Here is an 18,909-nt window from a genome sequence, read left to right on the forward strand (position 1 = left end):
GTACTATAATTTTATTTAATGGGAATGATTATTATGAATAAAAAGGGTTTTACACTAATTGAATTATTGGTAGTTATATCTATAATAGGAATTTTAGTTATAGTCGCAGTTCCAGCACTATTTAGAAATATAGAAAAAAGTAAGGCAGTTACATGTCTTTCAAATAGAGAAAATATAAAGACTCAAATTGTTATTGCAATGGCTGAGGAACCAAGTAAAGACAAGAATGAAATTATAAAAGATGTGTTAAAAAATAAAGATGGAAAATATTTTGAAACAGAGCCAAAGTGTAAATCAGGTGGAACATATTCAGCAGAATTTGATGATGGTTATGATGGAATAACTGGAGATGAAAGTATTGCAAAGGTGTATGTTACTTGTACAGAACATCCAGATGGTGTTGAGATGGCTAGAGATGTATATCAAAGTATGACAGATTTAATTGCATCATTTGCAGAAGATCCTTCTATAATACCAGGAAATTCAAAAAATAATGATGAGTTTAGAAAATATTTGTTGGATAATAAGTATAAAGGTAATTGGCCTACAATTCCAGATGAATTTAAGAAAAAGTATGATTTAGGGAAAGAACCATTGTATATACAACCATATGCAAATAAGCCTAACACAAATGAAGCTAGTGTAGTTGTATTTGCAAATACTTCAACTAAAGGTAACTGGTATGCTTCTCTAATTTATGATTATGATGAAGCTAAATGGTATAAAGGTAAAGGTGGTATTTCTGTAGCAAATAAAACATGGGAAGCTTTAAAAGAAGAAATCCATACTAAATCTGATTGGGCTCCTTTAAATTAATATAGCATATTTTACTGGTATTAATCAGACTATAGAATAATATTTTCTATAGTTAGTTAATGCCAGATTTTTATTTTAAATATTTTATTGGTATAGGATGATTATTAAAAATTTACTATTTTAAAGTCTTCACATATAAACTAAAAATAATTATAATAAGAATATAAATAATATTAGTTATAGAGTGAATTTTTATAAGATTTAGTATTTATACTAAGAAATACATAAAAAGGGGAATAGATATATGAATAATTTTCAAGATAATCAAACAATAAACTTGATACAAAGCCGTAGAAGTATACGAAAATTTACAACAGACCAAATTACAGACAAACAATTAGATACATTGTTACATTGTGCATTTGCAGCACCTTCAGGATGTAATAAGCAACCTTGGCATATAAGTGTTGTGCAAGAACAGAAACTTTTAAAAGAGATTAGTGATGATACTCTATCTAGAATTCATGAAGTTAGTAATGTTGAGATAAATAAGAATTTTAAATTATTTTATGGTGCACCAACAGTTTTATTTATCTCTTATGATGAAGAAAATTCATGGGCTCCATATGATGTAGGAATACTTACAGGGAATATAACAACAGCTGCACAAGCATTAGGACTAGGAAGCTGTATAATAGGAATGGTTAGGGGACTATTTACACCTGTTGAACAAGGGGATATTGTAGGTCTTGTTAGTGTATTGGATGACAATGATGTAAAAGAATCAGACTCAATAAAGATGAAGTTTGATACAAATAAAAAATATAGAGAATTACTAGATATACCAGAAGGATATTCTGTACCATTTGCTATTGCTGTAGGTGTTCCAAATGGAAATCTACCAAAGGCTAGAGATGTAATTTATAAAGTTTCTAGAGTTTAGACTATTTGATTAATTAAATAGCTATATAAATTTATATGATTAAAAAAGATAACATAAGGCTGAAAATAAAAAAAATTATTTTTAGTCTTATTTTTTATTATTTTATATTTATAAATGAAGAAATGGTAATGTAAATTTATTAGTTTAAGCATATAAAATAAAAATTATAAAGACGAAAAATGTAAATAAACGATTTATAATATTTTGGAAATAAATAGCAAAATATTGAAATGAAGAAAAAAGAATGTTAAAATAAGATGAAAGTAACCCTTAGTTATAAAAGGGTTTTTTTTATGCTTCGAAAAAACAAAAAATATTATATCTACAAACCAATCTAAAAAATTTTTCATTTCTAATAAATAAGTATAAATCAAAAAAATGAAATTAAACTTAAAAACAATAAAATATTTACAAATTTGATTGTTAATTAAGAACATTTTCTTTGAAAAATTCTGTATAAAATAGAAAAAAACTGCTAGTTTTTTCAATAAAAACCCTTTTATAACAAATGGAAACTATTGGAAGTAAAAAATAATGGTAATTATAATAAAAATATGATTTTAATTAAAAAATATTGATGCTTTAAGTATATTTTATAGTCATATTCTAAGCTATTTTTTATTAAATCAGTAAGAATAAATAATAATTAATAGTAAGTATCTTAGAACCTATAAATGTGATTTAAATAATATTCTTACTAGACTTATTTAGAAAAATATTTTGATATAAGTTAATACTATTATGATAGCTTATGAATGTATTTACTATAGAAACAATGAGATAAAAGAAATAGAAAAATAGAATAATTTAGATAATAATATTTTATTGATAAATTACACCAACTGTAAACTATAACCCTACTTTAAAATTATTTTTATTATAAGTAGGGTTATAATATTACTATATTACTTATATTATAGGGGGAGAAGATGAGTGAAGAATCGAACTATTTAAATTTAAATCATATAGAAATTTTCTTTGAACTTTTGTCTCAAAGTACAGAAGACTATATATTTTTTTGGGATATAAATAGAAATAAATTTAAAATTTCTTCAGCAGTTTTTGATGAATTTAACTTAAGTAGAGATATAGATTCTGATGTAGTAAATTGTTGGAGTAAAATTGTTTATCCAGACGATGTTCAAATGTGGAAAGATGATATACAAGCTTTAGTAGATAGAAAAAAAGATGAACATAATTTAGAATATAGATTAATTAATAAATATGAAGAAGTAGTATGGATTTCTTGTAGAGGGAAGGCTTACATATCAGAAGATAAAAAAACTATAGTTTTGGTTGGAAGAATAAAGAATATTGGTGAAAAAAATAAGTTTGATTCTATCACTGGGACATGGAATAGAGAACAGTTTGAGTACTGGATGAATTATATCATAAAAGATAAGACCTATGAAAGTGGAGCTATATTTATTATGGATATAGATAATTTCAAAAATATAAATGAAAAATATGGACACTCTTATGGTGACAAGGTCTTGCGTGCAATTGCTACTGAAGTGTTAGAATATCTACCAAAAGATGTTCGATTGTATAGATTAGATGGAGATGAATTTGCATTTTTTTATCCTACGTGTACTAAAGAAACTATAAACAAAATATATGAAAAGATACAGATGTATACGAATACTCAACATGAGATTGAATCAAATAAGTATTATTGCACAGTAACTGCGGGAGTTGCTATGTATCCAGAAGATGGAGATAATTATTTGGATTTATTTAAACATGCTGATATCGCACTAGATATAGCAAAAATAAATGGTAAAAACAGAATTAAGTTTTTTTCACCAGAACTATATGAAAATAAACTAAAAGTAATTTCAATGCAACATAAGCTAAGAGAATGTATTGAAAATAACTTTAATGACCTTGAACTATTTTTTCAGCCACAAATAGATGCAGCTACAAAAGAAGTAATAGGAGCAGAGGCACTTTTAAGATGGCATTCAAGTACTTATGGAGAAGTATCTCCTATTGAATTTATACCAATCTTGGAACAAAGCAATTTGATTATACCAGTGGGGAAGTGGATTATAAAAGAAGCTGTAAAACAGTGTAAAGAATGGCATAAAATAAATCCAGATTTCAAGATATCTGTAAATGTATCATACATTCAATTAAAAGAAGATTTTTTTAGAGATTTTATAGTTGAATGTCTAATAGAGTATCAATTAAGACCTGAATTTTTAATTCTGGAGTTAACAGAGAATTGTTGGATACCAGATATAAATTTACTAAATGATAAGTTTATTAGTTTAAAGAGCATAGGAGTACATATTGCAATTGATGATTTTGGTACTGGGTATTCATCTTTAAATTACCTTAAAGAACTGTCTGTTAATATAATAAAGATTGAAAGAAGTTTTGTTAAGAATATTACATATAATAGTTATGAACATACTTTCCTTGAATATATTATTAAATTGGCTCATATAATCAACTTAAAAGTTTGTGTTGAGGGTATAGAGTCTTATGAAGAGTATGATATAGTAAAGGGTCTAGGTGTAGATATTATTCAAGGATTTTTATTTGGAAGACCTGTAAGTGCATCTGAATTTTATAGACTTCAATTATTAAAGTAGTATACAGAAAACAATATAATAATATATTAAAATAGGGTAAGGTATAAATTCTTAAGAAACTTATACTTTACCCTATTTTATTGTGTTATCTATAGATATTAATATATATTAACTATTATATACTTTTACTCCAAATTTAGAGATTGTCTCACTTGCTTTTTTTATATCTTCCTTAGTAGCATCAGGAACATCTTTTAGTTCATAATCAATGCCTAAATTCTCCCATTTGTGTATCCCCATAGAATGGTATGGTAGTAATTCAAATCTTTCTACATTTTTTAATGTAGATACAAACTGACCTAGTTTTTCTAGATTATCTGTATCGTCAGTAATACCAGGAACTAAAACCTGTCTTATCCACACAGGGATATTTCTTGAGTCTAAGTGTCTAGCAAGTTTTAAAGCTTTATCCATACCAACACCAGTCAAATCAATAGATTTTTCTTCAACCATATGTTTTAAATCAAGTAAAACTAAATCAGTATTATCTAAAATTGGGTCTATAGTTTTTATATCTACAAATCCAGATGTATCCAAACAAGTGTGTATATCATTTTCTTTGGCTTTTTTAAATAATTCACTTAAAAATTCTGGCTGAAGAGTAGATTCTCCACCAGAAGCAGTTATACCTCCACCAGAAAACTTCATAAAAGAAGTATATTTAAGAGCATCAGTTATTATCTCATCAACTGTATATTCTTTGCCTGATTTAGTGTCCCATGTATCTCTGTTATGGCAGTACTTGCATCTAAGTGGACATCCCTGAAAAAATAATATATATCTTATTCCTGGTCCATCTACAGTACCAAACGTTTCTATAGAGTGTATCTTTCCCTTAATCATAGCGTTCACCTCACAATATATTTTAATGACTTTATTAATAGTTATAATATTTGTCTAAAAAAGGCCATCCTATACCAGAAATAATTCAAATATAAGACGGCCTTTTATTTTTATTTTCTACACAGTAGTAATCTTAGTTAAAGTATAAAAATTTAAAGACTAAGCCATTTTACCGTGGAATGTTCTGTTTATAACATCTAATTGTTGCTCTTTTGTTAATTTTATGAAGTTAACAGCATATCCAGATACTCTTATAGTTAACTGTGGATATTCTTCTGGATGTTCCATAGCATCTTCTAAAGTAGCTCTATCAAATACATTTACATTTAAGTGATGAGCATTTTGAGAGAAATATCCATCCATCATTGCAGAAAGATTATTTATTCTTTCATTCATATCTTTTCCTAAAGCAGCTGGTACTATAGAGAAAGTATTAGATATACCATCTTGAGCATGCTCATATGGTAATTTAGCAACTGAAGATAATGAAGCTAAGGCACCATTAGTATCTCTACCATGCATTGGGTTAGCACCAGGAGCAAATGGAGCACCAGCTCTTCTACCATCTGGTGTATTACCAGTTTTCTTACCATAAACAACATTTGAAGTTATTGTAAGTATAGATTGAGTTGGATAAGAATTTCTATAAGTTTTATTTTTTCTTATTTTGTTCATAAAGCTTTCAACTAACTCTACAGCTATACTATCAACTCTGTCATCATTGTTTCCGTATTTTGGATAATCTCCTTCTATTTCAAAATCAACAGCTATTCCTTGCTCATTTCTAATAGTTTTAACTTTAGCATGTTTTATAGCAGATAATGAGTCTGCACAAACTGATAATCCAGCCATACCACAAGCCATAGTTCTAAATATATCTCTATCATGTAATGCCATTTCTAATGCTTCATAAGAATATTTATCATGCATGTAGTGTATTACATTTAAAGTATTTACATATAATGTTGCTAACCAATCAGTGAATGGTTCAAATTTACTTATAACTTCATCATAATCTAAGTACTCAGAAGTTATAGGCTCAAATCTTGGTCCAACTTGAGCACCAGATTTCTCATCTATACCACCATTTATAGCATATAATAAAGTTTTTGCTAAGTTAACTCTAGCTCCAAAGAACTGCATTTGTTTACCAATTTTCATTGCAGATACACAACAAGCTATACCATAGTCATCTCCCCAGTATGCTCTCATTAAGTCATCATTTTCATACTGTACTGAACTTGTATCTATAGATACTTTAGAACAGAAATCTTTGAATCCTTGAGGCAACTTAGTTGACCATAATACTGTTAAGTTTGGTTCTGGAGATGGTCCTAATGTATATAGAGTATTTAACATTCTAAATGAGTTTTTAGTAACTAATGTTCTACCATCTATTCCCATACCTCCTATACACTCAGTTACCCAAGTTGGGTCTCCAGAGAATAGATTATTGTAATCAGGAGTTCTTAGGAATTTAACCATTCTTAATTTCATAACAAAATGGTCCATATATTCTTGTAATTCTTCTTCTGTTACTATTCCAGCTTTTAAGTCTCTTTCAAAATATATATCTAAGAAAGTAGATGTTCTACCTAAAGACATTGCAGCACCATTTTGGTCTTTAACAGCACCTAAATAACCAAAGTATAACCATTGTACAGCTTCTTTTGAGTTAGTCGCTGGTTTTGATATATCAAATCCATAAGACTGAGCCATCTTTTTAAGTTCATTTAAAGCTGATATTTGCTCAGTTATTTCCTCTCTTAGTCTGATAACTTCCTCATCCATGCAAGAAACTTCTAATGATTCCTTTTGCTTATTTTTATCTTCTATTAAGGCATCAATACCGTATAAAGCAACTCTTCTATAGTCACCAATTATTCTACCTCTACCATAAGCATCTGGAAGACCTGTTATTATACCAGATTTTCTAGCAGCTCTCATTTCTGGAGTGTAAACATCAAAAACTCCTTGATTGTGTGTTTTTCTGTATTTAGTGAATATATCTTTTATTTCTGGGTCTAATTCATATCCAAAAGCATCGCATGAATTCTCAACCATTTTTATACCACCATATGGCATAACAGCTCTTTTTAAAGGGGCATCCGTTTGTAACCCAACTATTGTTTCTAATCCTTTATCTAAATATCCTGGAGCATATGCTGCTATTCCAGAAACAGTTTTTGTATCAACATCTAAAGTACCACCATTTTCTCTTTCTTTTTTAAATAAAACCATTGCTTTATCCCATAGCTTTTTAGTGTTTTCAGTAGCGCCAGCTAAGAAAGAGTCATTTCCTTCATATGGAGAATAGTTTAATTGTATAAACTCTCTAACATTTACTTCTTTAGTCCATCTTCCTGTTTTAAATCCTTGCCATGCATTCATTAAGTATTTCCTCCTTAGATTTAAATGATAAATAATACTATTAAAATTAATTTTTATATACTTAATTTATTTTATATATTTTTTAAAAAATATATTTTCTAATATAATAATAACATATTATACGTATCCTGTATACACAAAAAATAAAAAATTGTCGTTTTAAAGTATAAAACAAATTATATGTTATTAATGTGATGAAATTATACCCATATATAAATAAAATGAAACAGATAAATGACTAATTAACAATAATATATTTTTCCAATTCCAAATTCGAAATAAATAAATTTTATTATGAAAAAAAGAAAAGCATACATCTTCACAATTTGAATATTTATTTAATAGGGGGAGGTGATATATTGTTTATCACAGTGATATTATTTTTAGTAGGTTTCCTATTAATTACTAAAGGCGCAGATATCTTTATAAATTGTACTGTAGAGATAGGTAGAAAAACGAACATATCAGAAATTATACTTGGAGCAACTATCGTTAGTTTTGCAACAACATTACCTGAGTTTACAGTATCTTTACTTGCTTCTATTGATGGCCATACTACAATGAGTTTAGGAAATGCAGTTGGTTCTATAATATGTAATACAGGATTAGCATTAGGATTGGTTGTTTTTATAAGTCCATATAATGTAGATAAAAAAATGTTTTTTTCTAAGTCTTTACTATTAATAGTATCTGTAATAGTTTTAATTTTATTGGGGTTAGATGGAGTTATAACAAGAGGTGATTCGTTATTACTTATAATAATATTAATCTTTTATATGGTTAATAATTATAGAAGTGTAGTTGGAAAATCTACTAAAAATAGAAATATTAAAAATAATACTATTAAAGATATACCTGCTAAAAAGAGTAAGAATTTTAGAGGTTTTTCTGTAGCAGAAATTGTAAAAATACTATTAGTTTTTGCTACTGGTTTGATAATGATGATAATTGGTTCACAAATACTTATAGAGAGTGGAGTAAGAATAGCTAGTTTTTTAAATATACCTCAAGGTATAGTAAGTTTAACTATAATAGCACTTGGAACTTCTCTGCCAGAGATAGTTTCATCAATTACTGCTATAAGAAAAAATCATCATGAAATATCAGTAGGAAATATTTTAGGTGCAAACATATTGAACATAGTATCAGTAATAGCTGTATCAGCAATACCAAATAACATACCAATATTATCTCAAAATAGGCAGTTGGATATACCATTTATGATATTGTTATTATTAATAGTAATAGTACCAACGCTTAAATCAAACAGACTTAGTAGAATACAAGGGATATTGATGTTATTTACATATTTTCTATACATATCAATTTTGTATTTCATGTATATTATTTAATAATACTGTTAAAAATATTAATTGCAGAATATCCTAAAAAAGTATATAATGGATAGGTTAAGATTAATTGATAACGGAGAGGAATAATATATGAATATAACAAAGTTTGAAGATTTACCAATAAGTGAAGGAATAAAAAAAGCTATAGCTGAAATGGGGTTTGAAGAGCCATCTCCTATACAAGCACAGTCTATACCTGCGATTTTGTCAGGTAAAGACGTTATAGGACAAGCACAAACTGGTACGGGGAAAACAGCAGCTTTTAGTATACCTATACTAGAAACAATAGACCCAAATAATAGAAGTTTACAAGCTGTAGTACTTTGTCCAACAAGAGAGCTTGCAATACAAGTATCGACAGAAATAAGAAAACTAGCTAAATATTCGCACGGAATAAAGACATTACCTATATATGGTGGACAACCAATAGATAGACAAATAAAATCTCTAAAGAGTGGAGTACAAGTTGTAATAGGTACACCAGGACGTACAATAGACCATATCAATCGTAAAACATTAAAGATGGATAATGTAAAAATGATTATATTAGATGAAGCAGATGAAATGCTAGATATGGGATTTAGAGAAGATATAGAAATGATTTTAAGTAAGATTCCAGAAGAAAGACAAACAACTTTCTTTTCAGCTACTATGCCAAGAGGAATTTTGGAATTAACTAAGAGATATCAAAAAGACCCAGAACACATAAAAGTTGTTAGAAAAGAACTTACAGTTTCAAATACAAAACAATACTATATAGAAACTAGGTCATCAAATAAATTAGAAGTATTATGTAGATTAGTTGATGTATATGACCCTAAATTATCTGTTGTTTTCTGTAACACTAAGAGAAAAGCAGATGAATTAGTAGGAGATTTACAAGCAAGAGGATATTTTGCAGATGCATTACATGGAGATTTGAAGCAGACTCAAAGAGATATAGTAATGGATAAGTTTAGAAATGGTACAATAGATATACTTGTTGCTACTGATGTTGCAGCTAGAGGTATAGATGTTGATGATGTTGAATGTGTATTCAATTATGATTTACCACAAGATGAAGAGTACTATGTTCATAGAATTGGTAGAACTGGTCGTGCTGGTAGAGAAGGTATGTCATTTACTTTTGTATTTGGAAAAGAAATGAGAAAGATGAAAGATATAGAAAGATATACTAAATCTAAATTGATAAAACATAACATACCAACAATAACTGATGTTGAAGAGAAAAAAGTAGGTACTTTCTTTGCACAAGTTAAACAAACTATCGAAGAAGGACATTTAACTAAACAGCTACAATGGTTAGAAAGCTTCTGTAATGATGAAGACTATGCAATGGTTGATATAGCTGCTGCACTTGTTAAGTTATCTCTAGGTGAAGAAATGAAGGAAGAAATAATAGAAGAAAAACCTAGAAGAGAGCGTGGAGAACGCGGAGATAGAAAAGGTGGTACTGGAGCTAAAGATGGTATGATTAGATTATTTATCAATATTGGTAGAAATCAAAGAGTACAAGCTAAGGATATAGTTGGTGCTATAGCTGGAGAAGTTGGAATACCAGGTAAAGTAGTAGGAACTATAGATATATATGATAAGTATACTTTTGTTGAAATACCTAAAAAAGATGCTAAGACAGTAATTGAAAAGATGAAAGATATTAAGATAAAAGGTAATAAGATTAATATAGAAAAAGCAAATAAAAAGAAAAAATAATTTATAGCATGTAAAAATATAATTAGAAAATATATAAAAGAATATATTGAATATTTAAAAAGCCTAATGTGTTTTCAAAACAGATGTGTGGAATCTGTGATAGTTAACAACATAAGGCTTTTATTGTTTTATATAATATTATTGTGAGGAACATTTTAAAATTAATTTATGACTTAACTTAATAGATATAAGAAAAAAATAAAATCTATAAGAAAATAAAAATTGATATATGATTTTCATTTGAGAATGAGATTTAACATGTTAATATACACTTTTCCAGAGTGTTGTGAAAAAATGTATATTAGTTCCTCTTTTTCAAATCTTATTTGAAAAAGAGAATATTAATTATCTATATGGTTTAGATTATAATAAAAAATGTAAGATAACAAAGGGGAGAAAAAGATGTCAATGACTTATATGGACCCTAGGGTTTTTTTGATTTTGGAAATGGTGTTGGAAGAAGATACAAATACTCTAGAACAGTTTTCAAATGTTATAGGTGTTAGTACTAGGACTATCAGAAATTATATAAACCAGATTAATCGAGAACTAAAAGATGGCATTGCTAAAATAGTTAAAAATGAAAAAGGTACATATAGTATAAGAATTGAAGATGAAAGTAAATTAATTGAGATTGTAAATTTCAATAGAGGAAAGGCATCAAATTTTATAAATTTAAATTCACCTGAAGAAAGAATAAATTATGTTCTTGATATTTTAACTATGACTAACAATCCAATTACTATAGATGACTTGGCTGAAGAGATATGTATAGGGAGAACAACATTAATAAAGGATTTAAAAAAGGCAGATAAGATTTTAGCTGAGTACGATTTGGAGCTAAAAAGAAAACCCAATATAGGAATGATTTTAGTTGGCGAAGAAATGGATATAAGGTTGCTAGTCCTTGATAGGTTATATGAAAATTATATTGATATACTGGAAAACGTTAATTACATAAGTGTTATTAAAGATAGTGATATTGAATGTCTTAGAGATGGATTAAAAAATTTATTTAATCAAGAAGAACTCTACATAACAGAGCAGGTCTTAAAGGATGTTGAAAGATACATAATAATATCTGTATTAAGAAATCTAAATGGATATAAATTTGAAAAGATAGATAAGAGGTTTGAAGTCATAAGATGTTCAGATGAATATATTTTAGGATTAAAACTTAAATCTTTGTTGGAAAATATATTTAATATAGTTTTAAATGAAAAAGAAACCATATTTTTAACAATGCCATTAATAGGCAGAAAAGCTCCTAGTACAAAGTTAGCACTTAGCAGCATAAAGATAAATGATAGTGTAAAAGAAGTTGTAGATGAAGTAACTAGTTTTCTATTGGAGACATCTGGAATTGATTTTAAAGAAGATAAGAAGCTCATAGAAAATTTGGAATATCATTTGTATTTTGCACTTAATAGAATGAGATTTAACATACGAGTAAAAAATCCATTACTGCAGGAAATAAAGGAAAGATATACATTTCCATATAGTGTTGCAAAAATAGCTGCAATGATAATTGAAGAAAAGTTTGATTTAAAGATATGTGACCATGAAATAGGATACATAGCATTACACTTTGGAAGTTATTTTGAAAAAAATTCAAGGAAAATTTTGAATGTAAACAGAGTAGCTGTTGTTTGTGGTACAGGTCTTGGAACTGCACAACTTATTAGGATAAAAATAGGAAAAATTCTTGGAGAAAGTGTTGAAGTAAATACCTTTTCTGACATAGAAGCTAAATCCAATCTGGAGTTATTAAAGTACTATGACCTAGTATTTACAACAGTAGATTTTAAGACGGACTTAAATGTTCCAATTTTCAGAGTAAATGCCTTATTTAATGAAGAAAGTATAAAAAAAGAAATAGAGAATGCCATACTCTTGAAAAATAGTATAAATCTTAAATCTATAAAGCATATTGAAAAGAACATTCCTTTTATAGGTAAGTTAGTTGAAGAAGATAAGTTTTTTATACTGAATAAGGACACATTTATGGAAAATTTAGAAGAGATGTTAGTAAAGCTAGTACATAAAGGAATTATTGATTTGGAGTTTAAGGAAAATGTATTAAAAAGAGAAAAGAAGTCTTCTACAGCATTAGATAATTACATAGCATTACCTCATTCAGTTAGTTCTAATGGAGAAAATCTTTATCTGGCATTTGGTATATTAGAAAAGCCAGTAGTTTGGGATACAAAGGAAATTAGAATAATAATATTAATGATAATTCCAGATAGGAATGTAGAAAGTACAGATTTGATAATAAAAAGTTATGAAGAGGTACTTGAAATAGGGAGAGACAAGAAAATGGTAGAAGCTCTTGCTAAAGTAAAATCATTTGATGAATTTTATAAAATAATTACTAAGAGGAGGTAATAATATGGACCCAGTAATTTTTATTATAGTATCACTTATTGCAGTTTATTTATTAAACATTTTTCTTGGATACTTACAGCTTAAAGATTTTAATAAAAATTATATTGAACTAAAAAGAAGAGGTAGAGTTGCAATAGGAAGAAAAAAAGGAAGAATATCATCAGGTACAATTGTACTAATACTCATAGATGAGGATGGTGTGATTGTTGAAACTAGAAAAATGCAAGGTGTTACAGTATTAGCAAGAGTAAAAGTATTTGAAGGACTTTTAGGAAAAGACTTAGGAGACCTAAAGGAATCAGATTTAGTTGATTATAATAAACTACTTAAAAAGGCAATACTAGATGCAGTCAAACAGTACACAACATTTGAGAAAAATAGATGTGAGAACACAAATAATATTAGTACTGATGAAGAATGTAAGATGGAAGTAGTTTAAAAATATATATTTATAAGGAGGAGTTAATATGACACAATTTTTTCAAGTATTAGCAAGTGGTGCAGACAGTTTTATGAATTTATTTAGGGCAGGTGGTCAACAATTTGTAGGATTTGTAACAGATATAGTTCCACTTTTAGTAGCTTTATTGGTTACAATGAATGCAATTATCAACTTTATAGGTACAGATAGAGTCGAGAAGCTTGCAAAAAAATGTTCTGCAAATATATTTACTAGATATTTAATATTACCAGTACTTGGTACATTTGTATTTGCAAATCCAATGACATTATCACTTGGAAGATTTTTACCAGAGAAGTTTAAACCTAGTTATTTTGCAGCAGCGAGTTTTTCATGCCATACAATGAATGGATTATTCCCACACATTAATCCAGGGGAGCTATTTATATATCTAGGAATTGCAAATGGTATAACAACTTTAGGATTTTCAACAGCAGATTTAGCAGTTAGATATTTGTTGGTTGGTATAATTGCAAACTTTATTAAAGGTGTGGTTACTGACTATACAACAAAATTTGTAGAGAAGCAACAAGGAATATCATTAAATTCAGATATAAATATTGGATAATTATTTTAAGGAATAATTAAATTATTCTAAGTGGTAAGTAAATTATCATATATAACAAGCAAACTATTTTGAGTAGTAACTGAACTAATTAAGATAAGAAAATTACATATAAAATATAAGAAATTTATTATCAGGTGGAAGAAAATAAATAATAGTATTAAAGAATTTAAAATAAGGGCATTAAAAAAGAAATAGATACAATTTAGATGAAGAGAATAAATTAAATACAAAAATAGTGTATATAGGAGGAGAATTTGTATGTCATTTAATAAAGTTAAAATAGTAAAAGGTTCTGGAGGATGGGGTGGACCATTGATAATAGAGCCAACAGAAAAGAAAAATAAGGTAGTGTATGTAACTGGAGGAGCAAAACCAGAAACTGCCGTAAGAATAGCTGAACTTACAGGGTGTGAATTAATAGATGGATTTTCACAAGGTGTCAAAGATGATGAAATAGCATGTGTAATAATAAATTGTGGTGGTACATTGAGATGTGGTATATATCCTCAAAAGAAAATACCAACTATAAACATAATGAAAACAGGTAAAAGTGGACCATTAGCAATGTTTATAAAAGAAGATATATATGTTTCAGGGGTAAAACCAAACAATGTAGAGCAAGTATAATCGTGGATGTAGGAGGGAAAAAATATGGCTTATGATACTAAAAAGAAGATAAGTGAACAGAGTCAAGGAATTGTCGCAAAAATAGGTATAGCACTAGGTAATGTGACAAGCACTCTTTTTCAAGCTGGTAGAGATACTATAGATACATTAATACATACTATATTGCCTTTTATGGCTTTCGTTGCCGTACTAATAGGTATAATAAATCAATCAGGCGTAGGAAATTGGGTGGCTAACTTGCTTACTCCACTAATAGGAAATGTTGGAGGGCTAGTTGTTTTATCAATAATATGTTCATTTCCGTTGCTATCACCATTTCTTGGACCAGGAGCCGTTATAGCTCAAATAGTAGGGGTATTGGTTGGGACAGAAATAGGAAAGGGAAATATTCCACCAAGTTTAGCATTACCAGCATTGTTTGCAATAAATTCGCAGGCAGCATGTGACTTTATACCAGTAGGGCTTGGTCTTGCAGAAGCTGAACCTGATACAGTTCAAGTAGGAGTTCCATCAGTTTTATATTCTAGATTTTTAACAGGTGCGCCAACTGTTCTACTGGCATGGTTAGCAAGCTTTGGATTATATAAATAAAAGAATACTTTATAAATAATTAGAGAGAGGTTCAGTTGATATGGAATTAATATACAGTACCCGAATAAATAAAATAGGAGACAATGCAAATGAATTTTTAGAACATAATATGTTTGTAACTTTCAAGGATAATGCTCCTCAAGAATTAGAAAATTACTGTTATATACATTCTGAAAATAATTTAGTAAAAGAAATACTTACGAATGATGTGTTATCAATAAATAATGTTGATTATAAAATTACTTCTGTTGGTGAGTTAGTAAATCAAAATCTTTCAGAATTAGGTCATATAACATTTAAGTTTACAGGTGAGAAAGAAGGAGCAATTGGAGGGACCTTATATCTTGAAGAAAAAGAAATAGCACCTATTGGCGTAGGTACTATACTAAAAATAATTAGAAAATAAAATTTAAAACTAATCTAATCATATTATAAGTAAATTATAGATAAAAGTCAATTTAGCTAATCGGGTTAACTTTTAATGTGATATAAAAGGGGAAATTAAAATGAGAAAAGTAGCTTTAGTAGTTGGAGGCGGAAGAAGTTTAGGAGAATTTTTATCTAAACATCTAGCTAAAGTAGGTTATGATGTTGCTATTGCAGATTTAAATGAAGATAATGCAAAAAAAGTAGCTGAAGAAATAGAAAAAGAATTTGATTGTAAATCCATAGGATATGGCTGTAATGCTACTGATGAAGAACAGGTTATAAGTACTGTTAAAAAGATTGAAAATGATTTTGATAGGATTGATTTGTTGGTATACAATGCAGGAGTAGCTGTAAGTAAAAAAATAACCGACTTTGGATATAGAGATTTTAAATTTATTGTAGATGTAAATTTAAATGGATATTTTCTATTTGCAAGGGAAGTATCTAAGGTCATGATATCAAAAGGTATTGAAGGTAGAATAATACAGATAAATTCAAAATCAGGTAGAGTAGGTAGTAAGCATAATTCAGGATATTCAGCAGGTAAATTTGCTGGAGTAGGTCTTACTCAAAGTTTAGCATTAGATTTGGCAGAACATAAGATAACTGTAAATGCATTGATGCTTGGAAATCTCCTTGATTCTGATATGTTTGAAAGTTTAATTCCTCAATATGCAGTAAAATTGGGGATACCTGAATCAGAAGTTAAGCAAGTTTATATAGATAAAGTACCTCTAAAAAGAGGTTGTAGATTTATAGATGTTGCAAATATGCTTACATTTTATGCTTCTAAGGAAGCTGAATACTGTACAGGTCAATCTATAAATGTTACTGGTGGACAAGTTATGTAAAATTTTTATAACCTTTCAATTTATGTATATCAAAGATATATTAATTGAGAGGTTATTTTTATATTTAACAACTATAGTATGCAATCAAAATTATAAGCTAGTAAGTTTTTAAAAGAGAATTTTACAATAATATTATATTTATGAAGTATTTTTAAATTTAATTTGATAAAATGTATTTATGTTTCATATAAAAGTAGTTTTGAGTATATACAATTTAATAAATTATAGGAAATAGGATAGTTTTTAATAAGGAAAGAAGGATATTTTATGGATATAGTAAAGAAATTAAGTCATGGATGTACACTAGATTGCCATGATTGTTGTAAATTTAATGTTTATATTAAAGGAAATAACATAATAAAAATTGAAGGAGATAAAAACCATCCTTACACAAAAGGATTTATATGTAAAAAAGGACTGGCTCATTTAGATAGACTAAATCATAAAGAGAGGATAGAGACACCAATGCTTAAAGTTAATGGAGTATGGAAGGAAATTTCTTTTGATAAAGCTATAGAAATAATGTCAGAAAAGCTTATAGACTATAAAGAAAAGTACACATCAAAGTCTGTTATGCATTATGACCAATATGGAAGTGGGTCTGTACTAAAATACATAGGAGATATATTTTTTAATTTTTATGGAGGAGTTAGTAGGCACAAGGGTGGTCCATGTTGGAGTGCAGGAATGCATGCTCAAAAGTATGATTTTGGAGAAGCTAAAAGTCACGCTATAGAAGATATGTTAAATAGTAAAAGCATATTTGTATGGGGAAAAAATCCAGCATATACTACAATTCATACTATGCAAATAATTAAAAAGGCTAAAGATAAAGGAATACAGATAGTAGTAATTGACCCCATATATACAAAAACAGCTCAAATAGCAGATAAATACATAAAAGTAAATCCTGGAACAGATGGAGCTTTAGCTATAGCTATGGCAAAAGTTATAGTAGAAGATAAATTATACGATGAAGAATATATAAATTCATACGTTATTGGTTTTGAGGAGTACAAAAAATATTTACATTCATTGGAATTAAGCTTTTTAATTAATGAATGTGGAGTTAAAGAGAATGAGATAAGAGAGCTAGTTGATTTATATACCAACAAATATTCAACTATAAACCTTGGGTATGGACTTCAGAAATATAAAAATGGAGGAAATACAATAAGAGCCATAGATGCTTTAGGAGCTATAACAGGTCAAATAGGTTTTAGTGGTGGAGGTATAAACTATGCAAATAAGGTTTATCCAAACATTATAAACTCTGACCCTTATAATAGCCAATCATATGGAGAAGATAGAGAATTTTATGTAAGTAACATTAGTAAGTTTATAGAAGAATCTTTAAAAGATACATCTAAGGGGCTTGATGATACACAATATAAAGCAAATTGTATATCGAATGAATTAAATTACTCGTCAAGTAAATCAATAAAAGCTAATATTCCTATAAAGATGGCTGTTATAACTAAAAGTAATATGTTAAATCAATTGCCAGATTTAGTAGAATTAGAAAGAGTGTTTTCAAAGATTGAATTTAAAGTATGCTTTGACATGTTTATGACTGATACAGCTACGTTATGTGACTTGTTTATACCTTGTACAAATACACTAGAAAGTGAAGATATAATCTATAGTTCAATGACTAATCCATATATAACTTATAATGAAAGGGCAGTAAAGCCAAAACATAAGCTGATGGATGAATACTATTTCTTTATGGAGTTAGCTAAAAAGATGGAACTTAAAGAGTATCCATTTGTGAAAAAAAGAGAATATCTAGCGAAAGTGATTGAACCACTCAAACAATTCGATAAGAATATAGATATAGAAAAACTTAAAAACAATTACTTTACCATACATAGACCTGTTGCTTGGGAAGATAAGATGTTTGAAACTCCATCTGGAAAGTATGAGCTTTATTCAGAACGAATAAAAAGTTTGGGAATAAGCCCAATACCTGTGTATATGAGTCATAAATCTAAAAATATAAAAGAAAAAAATGAAAATACTTATTTTAGATTATTGACTAATCATCATGCAGATACTTTGTTTAGTCAACACTTTATGGACAAGACTTCTATATCGCAAGCATATATAAATAAAAGTATGGCTAAACAATTAGGCATTAAGGATAGAGATATTGTGACTTTAAACTCAAAAAAAGCAAAAATAGATGTACAAATAAATATAGATGATGGAGTAGGTAATTATATAGTAAAAATGTATGTTGGTTGGTGGAAGAAACATGGGAATCCAAACAGTTTGACAGACTCTGGTATATCAGACTTTGGTGGTCAGGTAACATATAATGAAAGCATGGTAGAAATAATACGACAAAACTAGTTAAATTTCATTGAAGGAATAAAAATAGAATTATAGAATTGA

General features: G+C 28.2%; 14 protein-coding genes and 1 pseudogene. 13 read left to right on the plus strand and 2 right to left on the minus strand.

Features of this window, described 5'->3' with window-relative positions; all coding sequences use genetic code 11:
• The first annotated feature begins 33 nt into the window (after positions 1 to 33).
• From ACTG44_RS04345 to ACTG44_RS04355, 3 genes are all read left to right on the plus strand, one after another.
• Complete coding sequence (locus ACTG44_RS04345; RefSeq protein WP_021383608.1) at positions 34 to 816, plus strand: prepilin-type N-terminal cleavage/methylation domain-containing protein; 783 nt, start codon at positions 34 to 36, stop codon at positions 814 to 816.
• 244 nt (positions 817 to 1,060) lie between these two features.
• Entirely contained in the window at positions 1,061 to 1,699 is a 639-nt protein-coding gene (locus ACTG44_RS04350; RefSeq protein ID WP_021383564.1) for a nitroreductase, read from the plus strand.
• A 929-nt stretch (positions 1,700 to 2,628) separates the two neighbouring features.
• Positions 2,629 to 4,299, plus strand: coding sequence for a bifunctional diguanylate cyclase/phosphodiesterase (locus tag ACTG44_RS04355; RefSeq protein WP_479921372.1), 1,671 nt, complete (start codon positions 2,629 to 2,631; stop codon positions 4,297 to 4,299).
• 108 nt (positions 4,300 to 4,407) lie between these two features.
• Here the strand turns inward: ACTG44_RS04355 and pflA are convergent, their stop codons facing one another.
• Together pflA and pflB are read right to left on the minus strand one after the other, a co-directional pair.
• Positions 4,408 to 5,142 (minus strand): pyruvate formate-lyase-activating protein, encoded by a 735-nt coding sequence (gene pflA, locus ACTG44_RS04360; protein ID WP_479921373.1) that lies wholly within the window; start codon positions 5,140 to 5,142, stop codon positions 4,408 to 4,410.
• A 159-nt stretch (positions 5,143 to 5,301) separates the two neighbouring features.
• The gene (gene pflB, locus ACTG44_RS04365; protein WP_021383554.1) at positions 5,302 to 7,533 is read right to left on the minus strand and encodes a formate C-acetyltransferase; all 2,232 of its coding nucleotides are present in this window, start codon (positions 7,531 to 7,533) and stop codon (positions 5,302 to 5,304) included.
• A gap of 359 nt (positions 7,534 to 7,892) precedes the next feature.
• On the opposite strand from pflB, the gene ACTG44_RS04370 reads away from it, so the two are divergent.
• The 10 genes and pseudogenes from ACTG44_RS04370 to ACTG44_RS04415 all read left to right on the plus strand — a co-directional run bounded on the left by ACTG44_RS04370 (position 7,893) and on the right by ACTG44_RS04415 (position 18,867).
• Complete coding sequence (locus ACTG44_RS04370) at positions 7,893 to 8,885, plus strand: calcium/sodium antiporter (RefSeq protein ID WP_021383562.1); 993 nt, start codon at positions 7,893 to 7,895, stop codon at positions 8,883 to 8,885.
• A gap of 90 nt (positions 8,886 to 8,975) precedes the next feature.
• Entirely contained in the window at positions 8,976 to 10,598 is a 1,623-nt protein-coding gene (locus tag ACTG44_RS04375; protein WP_021383561.1) for a DEAD/DEAH box helicase, read from the plus strand.
• Positions 10,599 to 11,000: 402 nt separating this feature from the next.
• Positions 11,001 to 12,986, plus strand: coding sequence for a BglG family transcription antiterminator (locus tag ACTG44_RS04380; protein WP_479921374.1), 1,986 nt, complete (start codon positions 11,001 to 11,003; stop codon positions 12,984 to 12,986).
• Between the two features lie 4 nt (positions 12,987 to 12,990).
• On the plus strand, positions 12,991 to 13,425 hold the full coding sequence (locus ACTG44_RS04385; RefSeq protein ID WP_021383624.1) for a transcriptional regulator GutM: 435 nt from the start codon (positions 12,991 to 12,993) through the stop codon (positions 13,423 to 13,425).
• Between the two features lie 28 nt (positions 13,426 to 13,453).
• Positions 13,454 to 14,014: a PTS glucitol/sorbitol transporter subunit IIC gene (srlA, locus tag ACTG44_RS04390; protein ID WP_021383626.1), complete on the plus strand. Its 561-nt coding sequence runs from the start codon at positions 13,454 to 13,456 to the stop codon at positions 14,012 to 14,014.
• A gap of 258 nt (positions 14,015 to 14,272) precedes the next feature.
• Positions 14,273 to 14,725, plus strand: a pseudogene (locus tag ACTG44_RS04395) (PTS glucitol/sorbitol transporter subunit IIB); the annotation flags it as partial.
• An 87-nt stretch (positions 14,726 to 14,812) separates the two neighbouring features.
• Positions 14,813 to 15,232 (plus strand): PTS glucitol/sorbitol transporter subunit IIB, encoded by a 420-nt coding sequence (locus ACTG44_RS04400; protein ID WP_407813854.1) that lies wholly within the window; start codon positions 14,813 to 14,815, stop codon positions 15,230 to 15,232.
• A 40-nt stretch (positions 15,233 to 15,272) separates the two neighbouring features.
• Entirely contained in the window at positions 15,273 to 15,638 is a 366-nt protein-coding gene (locus tag ACTG44_RS04405) for a PTS glucitol/sorbitol transporter subunit IIA (protein ID WP_021383629.1), read from the plus strand.
• Positions 15,639 to 15,738: 100 nt separating this feature from the next.
• The gene (gene srlD / locus ACTG44_RS04410; protein WP_479921375.1) at positions 15,739 to 16,512 is read left to right on the plus strand and encodes a sorbitol-6-phosphate dehydrogenase; all 774 of its coding nucleotides are present in this window, start codon (positions 15,739 to 15,741) and stop codon (positions 16,510 to 16,512) included.
• 267 nt (positions 16,513 to 16,779) lie between these two features.
• Positions 16,780 to 18,867 carry a molybdopterin-dependent oxidoreductase gene (locus tag ACTG44_RS04415; protein WP_021383572.1) on the plus strand — a complete coding sequence of 696 codons (2,088 nt, stop codon included), beginning with the start codon at positions 16,780 to 16,782 and terminating at the stop codon, positions 18,865 to 18,867.
• Positions 18,868 to 18,909: the final 42 nt, after the last annotated feature.

This window comes from Clostridioides sp. LIBA-2809 (genome assembly GCF_056688965.1).

Bases quoted from the DNA above. Each gene is read 5' to 3' on its own strand.
- srlD (WP_479921375.1), top strand. From the start codon at position 15,739: ATGAGAAAAGTAGCTTTAGTAGTTGGAGGCGGAAGAAGTTTAGGAGAA.
- pflA (WP_479921373.1), bottom strand. From the start codon at position 5,142: ATGATTAAGGGAAAGATACACTCTATAGAAACGTTTGGTACTGTAGAT.
- ACTG44_RS04380 (WP_479921374.1), top strand. From the start codon at position 11,001: ATGTCAATGACTTATATGGACCCTAGGGTTTTTTTGATTTTGGAAATG.
- pflB (WP_021383554.1), bottom strand. From the start codon at position 7,533: ATGAATGCATGGCAAGGATTTAAAACAGGAAGATGGACTAAAGAAGTA.
- ACTG44_RS04355 (WP_479921372.1), top strand. From the start codon at position 2,629: ATGAGTGAAGAATCGAACTATTTAAATTTAAATCATATAGAAATTTTC.
- ACTG44_RS04345 (WP_021383608.1), top strand. From the start codon at position 34: ATGAATAAAAAGGGTTTTACACTAATTGAATTATTGGTAGTTATATCT.
- ACTG44_RS04385 (WP_021383624.1), top strand. From the start codon at position 12,991: ATGGACCCAGTAATTTTTATTATAGTATCACTTATTGCAGTTTATTTA.
- srlA (WP_021383626.1), top strand. From the start codon at position 13,454: ATGACACAATTTTTTCAAGTATTAGCAAGTGGTGCAGACAGTTTTATG.
- ACTG44_RS04415 (WP_021383572.1), top strand. From the start codon at position 16,780: ATGGATATAGTAAAGAAATTAAGTCATGGATGTACACTAGATTGCCAT.
- ACTG44_RS04375 (WP_021383561.1), top strand. From the start codon at position 8,976: ATGAATATAACAAAGTTTGAAGATTTACCAATAAGTGAAGGAATAAAA.
- ACTG44_RS04405 (WP_021383629.1), top strand. From the start codon at position 15,273: ATGGAATTAATATACAGTACCCGAATAAATAAAATAGGAGACAATGCA.
- ACTG44_RS04350 (WP_021383564.1), top strand. From the start codon at position 1,061: ATGAATAATTTTCAAGATAATCAAACAATAAACTTGATACAAAGCCGT.
- ACTG44_RS04400 (WP_407813854.1), top strand. From the start codon at position 14,813: ATGGCTTTCGTTGCCGTACTAATAGGTATAATAAATCAATCAGGCGTA.